We start from the raw sequence: 13,286 nt of genomic DNA, 5'->3' as shown, positions 1-13,286 counted from the left end.
TAGGCGCGCTCGCGTGGCGTCGTGCAGGCGAATCAGAGCAGCGTCTCGCACAGCAGGAAACAGACGTCGAAAGCGTGGTTCAACCGGAAACAATGAGCAGGCACAAAGGAGATTGCGGGAGATGAGCGAGACGACGCAAACCGCCGGTGCACAAGGCGAGAACGAATCTAAAAGCGGCTTCAAACCGAAGAAATCCGTCGCCCTGTCCGGCGTGACGGCTGGCAACACCGCGCTTTGCACGGTCGGCAAGACCGGCAACGACCTGCACTACCGCGGCTACGACATTCTCGACATCGCCGGGGCATGCGAATTCGAAGAGATTGCTTATCTGCTGGTCCACGAAAAGCTGCCGACGCAGGCTGAACTCACCGCCTACAAGACCAAACTCAAGGCGCTGCGCGGTTTGCCCGCGAACGTCAAAGCCGCGCTGGAATGGATTCCGGCCGCCGCTCATCCGATGGATGTGATGCGCACCGGCGTGTCGGTGCTCGGCACCGTGCTGCCCGAGAAAGACGATCACAACCTGCCGGGCGCACGCGACATCGCCGACAAGCTGATGGCCTCGCTCGGCTCGATGCTGCTGTACTGGTACCACTACTCGCACAACGGCAAGCGCATCGAAGTCGAAACCGACGACGACTCGATCGGCGGCCACTTCCTGCATCTGCTGCACGGTGTGGAACCGTCGAAGGCATGGGTCGACGCAATGCATGTGTCGCTGAACCTGTATGCCGAGCATGAATTCAACGCGTCGACCTTCACCGGCCGCGTGATCGCGGGCACGGGCTCGGACATCTACTCGGCGATCACCGGTGCAATCGGCGCGCTGCGCGGCCCGAAGCACGGCGGCGCCAACGAAGTCGCGTTCGAGATCCAGTCGCGCTATCAGACACCGGATGAGGCCGAAGCCGATATCCGCAAGCGCGTCGAGAACAAGGAAGTGGTGATCGGTTTCGGTCACCCGGTGTACACGATCTCCGACCCGCGCAACAAGGTCATCAAGGAAGTCGCGAAGAAGCTGTCGAAGGAAGCGGGCAACCTGAAACTGTTCAATATCGCCGAGCGACTTGAAACAGTGATGGCAGATGTGAAAAAGATGTTTCCAAATCTCGACTGGTTCAGCGCGGTTTCGTATCACATGATGGGCGTGCCCACCGCGATGTTCACGCCGCTGTTCGTGATCGCCCGTACGGCAGGCTGGAGCGCGCACATCATCGAGCAGCGGATCGACAACAAGATCATCCGTCCGAGTGCGAATTACACCGGTCCAGAGAATTTGAAGTTCGTGGCGCTAAATAGGAGAAAATAGCGGTCGCTGTGCGCTTTCGAAGCGCGTGCAGTTCAACCCTCGCGGTTGCCAGGACCGGTAGCCCGCGTACTGTTCAACTGAAACTAGATAGAAAGGTTCTCCTCCATGAATAAGCTGTTGATCGCCGCCGTAATCGGCGCTTTGTCCACGACGATGCTGACCGTTGCGACGGACGCCGCTGCACAAACCACCACCACGCCGGCTGCCAAGGCCGTGCCGAAGAAGCCGCAACCGAAGCGCCTGATCAAGCGCAAACCGAATCCGGCCAAGGAAGCGAAGGTCGATCCGGTGCCGGAAGGTTCGGAAAAGTGGTCGTGCAACGAAGGTCTGGCATTCGACCTGAAGGGCGACATGAAGCGCGATCAGATCGTCACGGTTCACTGGGCGAACAAAAACTACAATCTGCCGCGCGAAGCAACCACCACGGGCGCAGACCGCTTCCACGACGCAGCATCGGGTATGGACCTGGTCGTGATCCCGACGAAGGCAATGCTGTTCTCGGATAAGGACAGCTCGCGTCTGGCCGACGAGTGCAAGACGGTAGCCATGCAACAAGGCGCACCGGCTCCGACGCAATCGAACGCGATCGACAAGACCAGCAACTAATCAGTTACATCAGGAAAGCTCCCCGATGTCCGCTCCGATTTCCAACGTGCGACCCGACCCGGACCCAGTCCTGGTCGATATCGTCGATTACGTACTGGAATTCCCGATCGACAGCACGCTCGCGCTGGACACCGCGCGTAACTGCCTGATCGATACGCTCGGCTGCGGACTCGAGGCGCTCACCTACCCTGCCTGCACCAAGCTGATGGGACCGATTGTGCCAGGCACGATCGTCCCCAACGGCGCGAAGGTGCCGGGCACGTCGTTCCAGCTGGATCCGGTTCAGGCCGCCTTCAATATCGGCGCGATGATCCGCTGGCTGGACTTCAACGACACATGGCTGGCGGCCGAATGGGGCCATCCGTCGGATAACCTCGGCGGGATTCTGGCCACGGCCGACTGGCTGTCGCGCAGTGCCGTCGCGGCGGGCAAAAAGCCGCTGACGATGAAAGACGTTTTGATCGGCATGATCAAGGCGCACGAAATTCAAGGTTGTATCGCGCTCGAAAACTCGTTCAACAAGGTCGGGCTCGATCATGTATTGCTGGTGAAGCTGGCTTCCACCGCCGTGGTCGGCCAGTTGATCGGTTTGACACGGGAAGAGTTGATCAACGCGGTATCGCAGGCGTTTGTCGATGGACATGCGTTACGCACTTACCGCCACGCGCCAAACACGGGTTCACGCAAATCGTGGGCCGCGGGCGATGCGACGTCGCGCGCCGTGCGTCTCGCGCTGATCGCGAAGACCGGCGAGATGGGCTATCCGTCGGTGCTGACCGCGAAGACATGGGGCTTTTACGATGTCCTGTTCAAGGGCAATGCGTTCAGGTTCCAACGCCCGTACGGCTCGTACGTGATGGAAAACGTGTTGTTCAAGATCTCGTTCCCGGCTGAATTCCACGCGCAAACGGCGGTGGAAGCGGCCATGACGCTGCATGCGCAACTCAATGCGGCAGGCAAGCGAGTGGAAGACATCAACAAGATCACGATTCGCACACACGAAGCCGCGATCCGTATCATCGATAAGAAGGGCCCTCTGAACAATCCGGCCGACCGCGATCATTGCATTCAGTACATGATCGCCGTGCCGTTGATCCATGGCCGCCTGACGGCCGCGGATTATGAAGATTCGATCGCGCAGGACGCGCGTATCGATGTGCTGCGCGCCAGGATGGAGTGTGTCGAAGACGCGCAGTTCACGAAGGATTACCACGATCCGGAGAAGCGTTCGATCGCCAATGCACTGACGGTCGAATTCAACGATGGGTCGACGTTCGACGAAGTTGTAGTCGAATACCCGATCGGTCATAAGCGTCGTCGCGAAGACGGGATTCCGTTGCTGGTCGAGAAGTTCAAGACCAATCTCGCGCGCCGCTTTCCGGTCAGGCAACAACTGGCGATTCTCGACGTGTCGCTCGATCAGGCAAGGCTCGAAGCCATGCCGGTCAATGAATACGTCGATTTGTACGTCATCTAGTTAAGTACAGTAGTTCCGCGATCAAACCAAGGAAAACACCATGGCCCACAACCTCCACAAAACGCTCAAGGAATTCGACAGCGGTTCCGGCAAAGGCAAGTTCTACTCCCTGCCGCAACTCGGCAAGGCACTGAACATCAAGATCGACCGCCTGCCGGTTTCGATCCGTATCGTGCTGGAATCGGTGCTGCGTAACTACGACGGCAAGAAGATCGCCGAAGAACACATCGAGCAACTCGCGAACTGGAAGCCGACCGCTGCGCGCGTCGACGAAATCCCGTTCGTGGTGTCGCGCGTCGTGCTGCAGGACTTTACCGGCGTGCCGCTGCTCGCTGACATCGCTGCAATGCGCGGTGTCGCAAAACACATGGGCAAGGATCCGAAGTCGATCGAACCGCTGGTCCCGGTTGATCTGGTGGTCGACCACTCGGTGCAGATCGATCACTTCCGCGAAAAGAACGCGCTTGATCTGAACATGAAACTGGAATTCCAGCGCAACAACGAGCGCTACCAGTTCATGAAGTGGGGCATGCAGGCATTCGACACGTTCAAGGTCGTGCCGCCGGGCGTGGGTATCGTTCACCAGGTGAACCTGGAATACCTCGCACGCGGCGTGCACAAGAAGGCCGAAGGCGCGGACACCGTGTACTACCCGGATTCGCTGGTCGGCACGGACAGCCACACCACCATGATCAACGGTATCGGTGTGGTGGGCTGGGGCGTGGGCGGTATCGAAGCTGAAGCCGGCATGCTCGGCCAGCCGGTGTACTTCCTGACGCCGGACGTGGTGGGTGTCGAACTGAAGGGCAAGCTGCGCGAAGGCCTGACGGCAACCGACCTGGTCCTGACCGTGACGGAACTGCTGCGTAAGGAAAAGGTTGTCGGCAAGTTCGTCGAGTTCTTCGGCGAAGGCACGAAGTCGCTGTCGCTGCCGGACCGCGCAACGATCGGCAACATGGCGCCGGAATACGGCGCAACGATGGGCTTCTTCCCGGTCGACGAAAAAACCATCGACTACTTCAAGGGCACGGGCCGCACCGACGCAGAAATCTCCGCCTTCGAAAACTACTTCAAGGCGCAGGGTCTGTTCGGTATTCCGAAGGCTGGCCAGATCGACTACACCAAGGTCGTCACGCTGGATCTCGGCACGGTGACGCCGTCGCTGGCAGGTCCGAAGCGCCCGCAAGACCGTATCGAAATCGGTCACGTGAAGTCGACCTTCAGCGACCTGTTCTCGAAGCCGGTCGCAGAAAACGGCTTTGCGAAGAAGGAAGCCGATCTGGACGCGCAATACACGACGAGCAACGGCGTCGACGTGAAGAACGGCGACATTCTGATCGCTGCGATCACGTCGTGCACGAACACGTCGAACCCGAGCGTGCTGCTGGCGGCTGGTCTGCTGGCGAAGAAGGCTGTAGAAGCCGGCCTGACGGTCGCTCCGCATATCAAGACGTCGCTCGCGCCGGGATCGCGCATCGTCACGGAATACCTGACGAAGACCGACTTGATGAAGTACCTCGACAAGCTCGGTTTCACGCTGGCCGCTTACGGTTGCACGACCTGTATCGGTAACGCGGGCGACCTGACGCCGGAACTGAACGAAGCGATCACGAAGAACGACATCGTCGCGGCAGCGGTTCTGTCCGGCAACCGTAACTTCGAAGCGCGTATTCACCCGAACATCCGCGCGAACTTCCTGGCCTCGCCGCCGCTGGTTGTGGCTTACGCGATCGCCGGCAACATCACGCGCGACCTGATGACCGAACCGGTCGGCAAGGGCAAGGGCGGCAAGGACATCTACCTGGGCGACATTTGGCCGACCAGCGAAGAAGTCAACGAGCTGCTCAAGTTCGCGCTGGACGCAGATGCGTTCCGCAAGAACTACTCGGCGCTGACCAAGAAGGGCGACCTGTGGAGCAAGATCGAAGGCGAAGAAGGTCAAGTCTACGACTGGCCTAAGTCGACCTACATCGCTGAGCCGCCGTTCTTCGGCAAGGACTTCTCGATGACGCCGGCCGACAGCATCGCTCCGGTTAAGGGCGCGCGCGCACTGGGCATCTTCGGTGACTCGGTCACGACCGACCACATCAGCCCGGCAGGCTCGATCAAGGAAGACTCGCCGGCAGGCAAGTGGCTGAAGGCAAACGGCGTGCAGAAGGCCGACTTCAACAGCTACGGCTCGCGCCGCGGCAACCACGACGTGATGATGCGCGGTACGTTCGCGAACGTCCGGATCAAGAACCTGATGATCCCGGCGAAGGCAGACGGTACGCGTGTGGAAGGCGGCCTGACGATTCACCAGCCGAGCGGCGAACAAGAGTCGATCTATGACGCAGCGATGAAGTACATCGACGCGGGCACGCCGACGGTTGTGTTTGCCGGTGAAGAGTACGGTACGGGCTCGTCGCGTGACTGGGCTGCGAAGGGTACGCAACTGCTGGGCGTGAAGGCTGTGGTTGCACGCAGCTTCGAGCGGATTCACCGCTCGAACCTGGTGGGTATGGGCGTGCTGCCGCTGCAATTCAAGGGCTCGGATAGCGTGCAATCGCTCGGTATTACTGGCGAAGAAACGTTCGACGTGGAAGGCCTGGGCGCAGACTTCAAGCCGCAACAGGAAGTGACGCTGGTGATTCACGGCAAGGACGGCAAGGAAAAGCGCGTGCAGGTTCTGCTGCGTATCGATACGCCGATCGAAGTGGATTACTACAAGCACGGCGGGATTCTGCCGTTCGTGCTGCGTTCGCTGCTGGCTGCTTAAGGTATTCGCTTACGTATGCAGTAACTGCGAGCTGTTTTGCAGGGGCTGCGTCCTGTGGAGGACGCAGCCGACTTTGGAAGCCCGGCTTTTGGCCGGGCTTTTTTTTTGGCTCTTTGTTTTTACTGTTGACCGCGATCGAGCTGGAACGCGTCCGGGTTGTCGGTGATCCGGCGTTGAGTCATGCGGGCATTCCAGTCGGTATCCACTGGCACAGCAATACGCGTTGTGACGTGGCTGCGCGGCGGCTGTGCTGACCAGTTGAGCCACGACGACGTACGGCCCACCGTGTCGTCTTCTACCGATCGACGGACGCCGTTCCATTCCGGTTGTCGTGACACGGAGGGACGGTTAACCGCGCGAGCCGTACGGTTCAACTCAAGCCGTTTGGCAACCTGATCCTGAGTCATGAGCCCGGTCGTGGGTTTCCGTTCCGGTTTTGCCACATGGCCGCTGGATTCATGCTTGATTACCCGTGCTGTCTGCTGCTGCGAAACAACTGCCGCATTGGATCTCACCAATGTTCCCGACGACGATGCGCTTGCGATCGAAGGCACGGTAATCGCCGATGCCGGCTGTATGTCTCCGACGGCTTGCTTCGCCAGCTTGTCTGATCGTTGCTGATGGTCAGCGGCCGGACTGCGAGTCGTCGACACAACCGGCGGCTTCTTCGCGAGTTCCTGAGTGACTCCGGAATCTCGCATCGCGCACGTGGCCAGTAACCAGGCCAGAGCAATGCTCCCGCCGACGAAAATCGCCGCGCCGCACACTTGATCCGACCGCGAAGAACGCGCACCCGTCTTGCGCGTCTCTAGATCGATATAGTGCTTTGCCTCAGCCATCGCCGCTTCGAAACGATGGGAATCTACGCGTCGCGGCGGCGATTTGTACAGCAAGATATGCTTCACGCTCGGAGGAAGCCGGTTCTGAACCGCCGGATTCGCGATACGTCGAATCGCGTCCTGCGCCGCCTGTTGCGCAGCGCGTCGTTTCGAACCGAACGGAGGCGGCACATCGTCAAACGGCCACAGCTTCGGCAGCGCCAAATCGCCTTGGATCAAAGCCTGCGGTTGATTCATCGTACTACGCTCCCGTGTGGGTCGATCGCAACATCGAGTTGCATGGCCAGGATCCTCGTACGCTCCGCAAGCGTATCGATTGCGTCGGCATCATGTTCCATCGGCGCAGCGCTCGCGCGCTGCAGCGCTTCCATTAAACTGTGTGCGCCGACCAGACCTACTGCTCCGCTCAATCGGTGGAGCACGGAATAGAGGCCGTCGCTGTGGTGTTGTTGGCTCACATCGTTTAGGCGTGCAAGGTCATCATCAATAGAATTGCGCCAGCCAGCCAAAAACGTGCGCAAATCGATGCCCTCGTCAGACAGTGCCTCAAGATAGCGGCGCTCGAAGGGTTCAGAGGGAAAGGCGGGCGAAGCTTCTTGCAAGTGCGCCACAACGCCCGAAGGCAACTGCGTGTTGCGAACCCTTTCTGACACCGACTCCCATTGCTCTACGGCGAACGGCGCGCTGAAGCTTGCATGGATGACGCAGTCCGAACCACTCGATATCAAGAGTTCGCCTTGCATGCGCTGCGCAATTGTTCGGCATAGCGCCATGCCCGTGTCAGTACCGCCGGGCCATTGGTCCGCAAACGGCTCATTAGCGCTCGACTCGAAAAGTTGCAGTTGAGCCGTGCGCGCGGTTCCCAAACCGATATCCTTCACACTGATAAAAATGCGCTGGGACCCGGCATTCAACGGCTCCGACCGCACGTCAACCGCAATCTCCTGATGCACGCCAATCTGGATTGCGCGGCTCAGCATGTGGAAGACCATCTGGCCGAGCCGCGCCCTATCGACGAGAATCGTCGTGGCCACCGTTGGATCAACGGTTACCTTCACACGCACACCTCGCTGCGCGGCGCCCGTCGACAACAGCGCGACGGCGCCGTGCATGAGATTACGTAGATTCGTCACGCTTTCGTCGAGAACAATACTGCGCGATTGGACAGGTGAGGCATCCAGCAAATCGTGAAGCGTTTGAGACCATGTGCGCAGTGCGGATTCGACCACCGCCAGTTGCGTGCGCTGTGTGGGCAACATAGACACCGTTTCAATCGATTCAATCATGCCCATCACGGCGATGACCGGTGCCTCCACGAAACGGCTCATTGCGCCCGACAGCCTGACCGGTTCAAGAGACAAGGCGGCGCCGGCCTCAGCGGACGCTGCCAGACGTGACGCGCGCTCCACGGTTTCCGTCGAGTCGGGACCGCGTGACCATTCGTTGTCGGTACGATGTGGTGTCTCCGCAGTGCTCGTCGGCACACCGCGAAATAGACATGCGTTACCTAGTGCGACGATTGCGGGGGCCGCAATCGCCCAAAGCCATGTCTGCCATTCATCGGCGGTGGCGGCACGTATGTTCCTTCCCGACGGGCCGCCGGCCGCGCAGCCCTCATCGCCGGCATATGCCGACGAAGCGCTGGCACCCGTTTCAGCAAACAATCGGGCGGTACATGCCGACCCGCTGAGTTGCCCCATTGCATCATGCGAGGGACGCGCGGCGGCTGGACGCAAATCGTCGAACAAAGGTGTAGCGTTGGCGCGCATTGAGATCATGCAAAGCAGCACAAACGCAAAGAGACAACCCAACACCGTCGCAAAGCGTATTGAAGTGGCTCCCGCATTACGGGAGAAACGCGACGCACGACCAGGTACGTCCGCCGAAGAACCAGGCAGGCCCAAGAATTTCATAACCCGCAAACCTAGTCGATCAGCCTGTGCAATGAAGCAAACTCAATCAGGGCCGCCAATGACGACAGCCCAAGCTTCTCCTGAATTCGGCTCTTGTATGTGCTCACCGTTTTGTCGCTCATGAACAACGCGTCGCCGATGGCTTTGTTCGACGTGCCTTTGGAGAGCATCTGCAGAATCACGAGCTCCTTGTCGGATAAGAGTGTGAGCTTGTCTTCTTCACTGCCTGAGCCGGCGCTCTGCATCATACCGGCACCGCCAACCGTGACGGGAAACACCGTATAACCTGCCAGCACTGCCTCGACGCCGCGCATGATTTCCTTTATTTCCTGCGCTTTGCCGACAAACCCGTGAACACCGGCACGCATCACTCGCGGGGCGAACGTAGCCGGATCCTGGCCAGACAGCACCATTACACGAATCGATGGATGGGCCAGCTTGAGACGTGGAATCACGTCGAGCCCACTAATGCGCGGAATGTCGAGATCGAGTATCGCGAGCTTTGGCGTGTACTGCCTGGCCAATTCGACAGCGGTTTGCCCGTTATCAGCCTCGATTATTTCCTCAATACCGAGCAGTTGCACGAGTTGCGTTTTGATAACCAGCCGAAATGCAGGATGATCGTCGATAATCAGAATGGTAGACATTTTCTATTCCTTACGAATACTCTCTTTCCACATCAACACCGAACCACGGTGGAAAACTAAAGAGAGAAGATTAATGGGCGTGGACAAAGATCGGGATATAGCCGGGTCAGCAGATAGAGAGCGTGATGGCATACCTAGGCGCCTGCCGCCACTTTTTCAATGCAACTGGCTAAGGCGCGGCACGCACAAATTCAATCTCTACGCGCCGGTTCGGCGCAAGGCAGCGCACCAGTTCGTCACGCTTTGTCGGCTTACAGCTGACCAATTGATCGGCGTCGCCGCGGCCCTGCACGGTGATCGGCAATGTCACTCCGCGTGCGCGCAGATACTGCTTGACGGTTTGTGCACGGCGCAAAGACAGATTCCGATTGTGCACACCGCTGCCGAGCAAATCGGTGTAGCCAGCGATGTTTAGCTCGCTAATATTGCGAGCCTGTTTGAGGCCGGTCGCTACGGCATCGAGTTGGGACTTGCCAGCAGGCAGGATCGATGCCTCGTCGCCACCATTGAAACGGAACAAAGAGTCCGCTCGCAGCGTAATCTTCTGTGGCACAGACGCCGCAGGCGCCACCACGGCCGGTTCCGGTGTCACAGTCGAGCATTGCAACGCCGTTTCCGCCGATTTCCGCAAACTTTCCTGAATCTTTGGTAGGCGTTTTTCGGCGCTCGAGAAATTCCGCGCCCATGCGTCATGTCCAGCCTGCATCAACTCGACTTCGGCACATGCCAGCGGTTTTTGCGCTTCGGGGCATCTGGCGACGGCGGAATCAGCCTTGATTGCATTGACAATCTTCCACAAATCCGGCCGCACTGTTGACATAGTGCGCAACGCCGGATTGGCCGCAGACAATGGCGTGCCATTTTCAAGACCCATCGTGATCATTGCGGCCTGGCCGATCGCTTCTTCAACGAAGCCCCAGTGATCGTCGGTTTGCTGCCCGGCATCGATCCAGCATTGAGCCTTCGCGTGGAAATAGCTGTTCTTGTCGCCCGGCAATTGATCGAGCCGCTGTTGCAACGATACGAGCGCGGTGCGGCCGCTGACGATCGACGCGTAGGTCTCCACCCATTGCTGATTCGCCGCGCCGGCTGCGTCGTCCTGTGAGGCGCCGACGCCCGTTTTCAACACGGTGGCATCTTCGATGCCGAGCCGTTCACGCGCGGCATGGTCCGCGCAGCCTGACAAGGCCAGCGCGAACGCAAGTACCGTTAGTTGGAGTTTCATTGACCTTCTGCGTCGAACGCATCTTCTTTGAGAAGGTTCTGAGTATGAAGAGACACATACGGGCCGGGAATGGGAACATTCTTAGAATGTCATCGGAAACTTGCGATGCCGACATTCGTCTTGCATAAGAGGTGTCGTACCGTTCAGACTCAACTCTTCACCGCACGAGCCGCATTTCTCCCCCGCAGCCATTCCAGCGCTAACAACAGGCAGGTGGAAAACACGATCAGAATCGTTGCCAATGCAGCAATCGTCGGGCTGATGTTCTCGCGAATGCCTGTAAACATTTGTCGCGGCAATGTTGTCTGATCCGCGCCCGCAAGGAACAGCGTCACTACCACTTCATCGAACGAAGTCGCGAACGCGAACAGCGCGCCCGAAATCACACCCGGTGCAATCACCGGCAACGTGATACGGAAAAACGTCTTCACCGGATTCGCACCCAGCGACAAACTGGCACGCACCAGGTTGTAGTTGAAGCCCTGCAACGTCGCTGCCACCGTTGTCACGACAAACGGCACGCCAAGCGACGCATGCGCCAGAATCAGCCCGATGTACGTATTCGCCAGCCCAAGCGGCGCAAAGAACAAATACATGCCGACGCCGACCACCACCACCGGCACAATCATTGGCGAAATCAGGATTGCCATCAGCAGCGCCTTACCGCGGAAGTTCGCTTTGGTCAGCCCGATCGCCGCCAACGTTCCAAGCACCGTCGCAACCACAGTCGCAGACGGCGCCACGATAAAACTGTTCTTCGCCGCCATGCGCCACTCATCGGACGCGATCAGGTTCTGATACCAGCGCAGCGACCAGCCCGGAATCGGATACACCAGAAACGTGCTTGAAGAAAAGGACAGCGGCACAATCGCCAGCACCGGCAAGATCAGATACAGCAGTGTCAACACAGCAAGCGCGCGCAACGTGAAGTACCACACGCGTTCGACCAAAGACGTATGCGGCGCAAACAAGGGCTTGGCAAGTTTCATCGCGAGTAAGTTCCGTTCAGCCAATCAGCCGAGGCTCAGTGACGAACGCGTAAAGCGTCCGTAGATGACATACAGCACGAGCGTCGCGGCGAGCAGCAAACCGCCGAGTGCACACGCCATGCCCCAGTTGATCGTCACGTTGGTGAAGTACGCGACGTAGTAGCTGACCATCTGGTCGCCTGGTCCTCCGAGCAATGCCGGCGTAATGTAGTAACCGATAGCCAGAATGAACACGAGCAGTGCACCCGCACCAATGCCCGGATAGGTCTGCGGCACATACACGCGCCAGAACGCGGCAAACGGATGGCTGCCGAGCGAGATCGCGGCGCGCTGATAGGTCGGCGGGATCGACTTCATCACGCTATACAGAGGCAAGATCATGAACGGCAGCAGAATGTGCGTCATCGAGATGTACACACCGGTTCGGTTGAACAGCAGCGACAGCGGATCATGCAACAGCCCGCTCGCAATCAGCGCCTTGTTCACCAGCCCTTCGCTTTGCAGAATCACAATCCACGCGGCGACACGCACGAGGATCGACGTCCAGAACGGAATCAGTACGAGAATCATCACCAGATTCGCGCGACGATCGGACAATGTCGAGATCCAGTACGCGAGCGGGTATCCGAGCAGCAGCGCAAAAAAGGTCACGGCAGCGCCGATCACAAACGTACGGCTAAACACGGCGAGATAAATCTGTTGGTCTGGATCGGTCGGAATAATGTGGCCGAACGCGTCCTGCTTGTGGTCCAACGAAGCCAGTAGATAAAACGGCGAATACGCACCAGAATTCTTTGCAATCGCCTGCCAATACGCGATGTCATTCCAGCGCTCGTCGATTTCGACGAACTTCGCGTGAACTTGCGCAGGTGTGAGATTCAATGGCTTGCTGTTGTCGTCGACGAACGGCATCGCATGCGCCGATTTCGCTACCAGAGAGCGGTAGCCGGGAATTTCGACATTCAGGCGGCGCGCCAGCGCACCCATGCCATCGCTATCGGCAACCGCAGCGAGGTCCACAGCCAATGCGGCATACGCTGCATCAGGAGGCGGCGTCTTGCGGTCCCAACCGCGCAATGCATTTAGCGTATGCGGCAAGGCGTTAACCACTTCCGGATTCTGCGCGGCGCGCGTCAGCAGCGCACCGATCGGCACAACGAAAATCAGCAGCAGAAAAATGGCGAGCGGGGCAATCAGCAGCAGCGCCATCGCGCGCTTCTTCGCTTCCGCGGCCTTCAGTTCTCGCTTGAGCCGAACATTCGACTCAGGCGTCGAATCGCCGGCGATCGTCATCGTAGTCACACCCGTCTCCTATCCCACGCACTCGCATGTCAATCCGGAGTGAGCGTCTTAGCTATCGACCAGAGTTCGCATGTCGGCTGGAATTGGCGCCATGGCGCTTACTCCAGCGCCATGGCGCGTTCCTCTGGTCTCATGCAAAACCCTTGCTCCGAACCCATGCATCCGGCCATTCACACACATCGCGAAGACATGCGTTTGCGTTTCATCGCGTCGATACAGCG

10 protein-coding genes are annotated in these 13,286 nt (G+C 58.9%); 4 read left to right on the top strand and 6 right to left on the bottom strand.

Features of this window, described 5'->3' with window-relative positions; genetic code table 11:
* Positions 1 to 121 precede the first annotated feature (121 nt).
* The 4 genes from prpC (at position 122) to acnA (ending at position 6,150) form a co-directional block, all read left to right on the top strand.
* Positions 122 to 1,309 (top strand): bifunctional 2-methylcitrate synthase/citrate synthase, encoded by a 1,188-nt coding sequence (prpC, locus tag R8871_RS07405; protein WP_175049722.1) that lies wholly within the window; start codon positions 122 to 124, stop codon positions 1,307 to 1,309.
* 105 nt (positions 1,310 to 1,414) lie between these two features.
* The gene (locus tag R8871_RS07400) at positions 1,415 to 1,915 is read left to right on the top strand and encodes a hypothetical protein (RefSeq protein ID WP_175049721.1); all 501 of its coding nucleotides are present in this window, start codon (positions 1,415 to 1,417) and stop codon (positions 1,913 to 1,915) included.
* A gap of 25 nt (positions 1,916 to 1,940) precedes the next feature.
* Complete coding sequence (locus R8871_RS07395; RefSeq protein WP_175049720.1) at positions 1,941 to 3,392, top strand: bifunctional 2-methylcitrate dehydratase/aconitate hydratase; 1,452 nt, start codon at positions 1,941 to 1,943, stop codon at positions 3,390 to 3,392.
* A 40-nt stretch (positions 3,393 to 3,432) separates the two neighbouring features.
* Positions 3,433 to 6,150, top strand: coding sequence for an aconitate hydratase AcnA (gene acnA, locus R8871_RS07390; RefSeq protein WP_175049719.1), 2,718 nt, complete (start codon positions 3,433 to 3,435; stop codon positions 6,148 to 6,150).
* Positions 6,151 to 6,269: 119 nt separating this feature from the next.
* Here acnA and R8871_RS07385 read toward each other — a convergent pair whose 3' ends face one another.
* The 6 genes from R8871_RS07385 to R8871_RS07360 form a co-directional block, all read right to left on the bottom strand.
* Complete coding sequence (locus R8871_RS07385) at positions 6,270 to 7,226, bottom strand: hypothetical protein (RefSeq protein ID WP_175049718.1); 957 nt, start codon at positions 7,224 to 7,226, stop codon at positions 6,270 to 6,272.
* A complete protein-coding gene (locus R8871_RS07380) occupies positions 7,223 to 8,902 on the bottom strand; it encodes a sensor histidine kinase (protein WP_175049717.1) in 1,680 nt (559 codons plus the stop codon). Before R8871_RS07380 ends, R8871_RS07385 begins: the two co-directional genes overlap by 4 nt.
* 11 nt (positions 8,903 to 8,913) lie before the next feature.
* Positions 8,914 to 9,549, bottom strand: coding sequence for a response regulator transcription factor (locus R8871_RS07375; RefSeq protein WP_175049716.1), 636 nt, complete (start codon positions 9,547 to 9,549; stop codon positions 8,914 to 8,916).
* A gap of 169 nt (positions 9,550 to 9,718) precedes the next feature.
* Complete coding sequence (locus R8871_RS07370; protein ID WP_175049715.1) at positions 9,719 to 10,774, bottom strand: OmpA family protein; 1,056 nt, start codon at positions 10,772 to 10,774, stop codon at positions 9,719 to 9,721.
* 149 nt (positions 10,775 to 10,923) lie between these two features.
* Positions 10,924 to 11,763, bottom strand: a complete 840-nt coding sequence (locus tag R8871_RS07365) for an ABC transporter permease (RefSeq protein ID WP_175049714.1) — start codon at positions 11,761 to 11,763, stop codon at positions 10,924 to 10,926.
* A 24-nt stretch (positions 11,764 to 11,787) separates the two neighbouring features.
* On the bottom strand, positions 11,788 to 13,056 hold the full coding sequence (locus R8871_RS07360; RefSeq protein WP_175050031.1) for an ABC transporter permease: 1,269 nt from the start codon (positions 13,054 to 13,056) through the stop codon (positions 11,788 to 11,790).
* Positions 13,057 to 13,286 lie beyond the last annotated feature (230 nt).

Source organism: Paraburkholderia sediminicola (assembly GCF_902859805.1).
Classification (GTDB): Bacteria; Pseudomonadota; Gammaproteobacteria; order Burkholderiales; family Burkholderiaceae; genus Paraburkholderia; species Paraburkholderia sediminicola.
The sequence above is the reverse complement of the archived record's forward strand: the minus strand, read 5'-3'. Positions and strand labels throughout refer to the sequence as shown.

Bases quoted from the DNA above. Each gene is read 5' to 3' on its own strand.
- prpC (WP_175049722.1), top strand. From the start codon at position 122: ATGAGCGAGACGACGCAAACCGCCGGTGCACAAGGCGAGAACGAATCT.
- R8871_RS07400 (WP_175049721.1), top strand. From the start codon at position 1,415: ATGAATAAGCTGTTGATCGCCGCCGTAATCGGCGCTTTGTCCACGACG.
- R8871_RS07395 (WP_175049720.1), top strand. From the start codon at position 1,941: ATGTCCGCTCCGATTTCCAACGTGCGACCCGACCCGGACCCAGTCCTG.
- acnA (WP_175049719.1), top strand. From the start codon at position 3,433: ATGGCCCACAACCTCCACAAAACGCTCAAGGAATTCGACAGCGGTTCC.
- R8871_RS07385 (WP_175049718.1), bottom strand. From the start codon at position 7,226: ATGAATCAACCGCAGGCTTTGATCCAAGGCGATTTGGCGCTGCCGAAG.
- R8871_RS07380 (WP_175049717.1), bottom strand. From the start codon at position 8,902: ATGAAATTCTTGGGCCTGCCTGGTTCTTCGGCGGACGTACCTGGTCGT.
- R8871_RS07375 (WP_175049716.1), bottom strand. From the start codon at position 9,549: ATGTCTACCATTCTGATTATCGACGATCATCCTGCATTTCGGCTGGTT.
- R8871_RS07370 (WP_175049715.1), bottom strand. From the start codon at position 10,774: ATGAAACTCCAACTAACGGTACTTGCGTTCGCGCTGGCCTTGTCAGGC.
- R8871_RS07365 (WP_175049714.1), bottom strand. From the start codon at position 11,763: ATGAAACTTGCCAAGCCCTTGTTTGCGCCGCATACGTCTTTGGTCGAA.
- R8871_RS07360 (WP_175050031.1), bottom strand. From the start codon at position 13,056: ATGACGATCGCCGGCGATTCGACGCCTGAGTCGAATGTTCGGCTCAAG.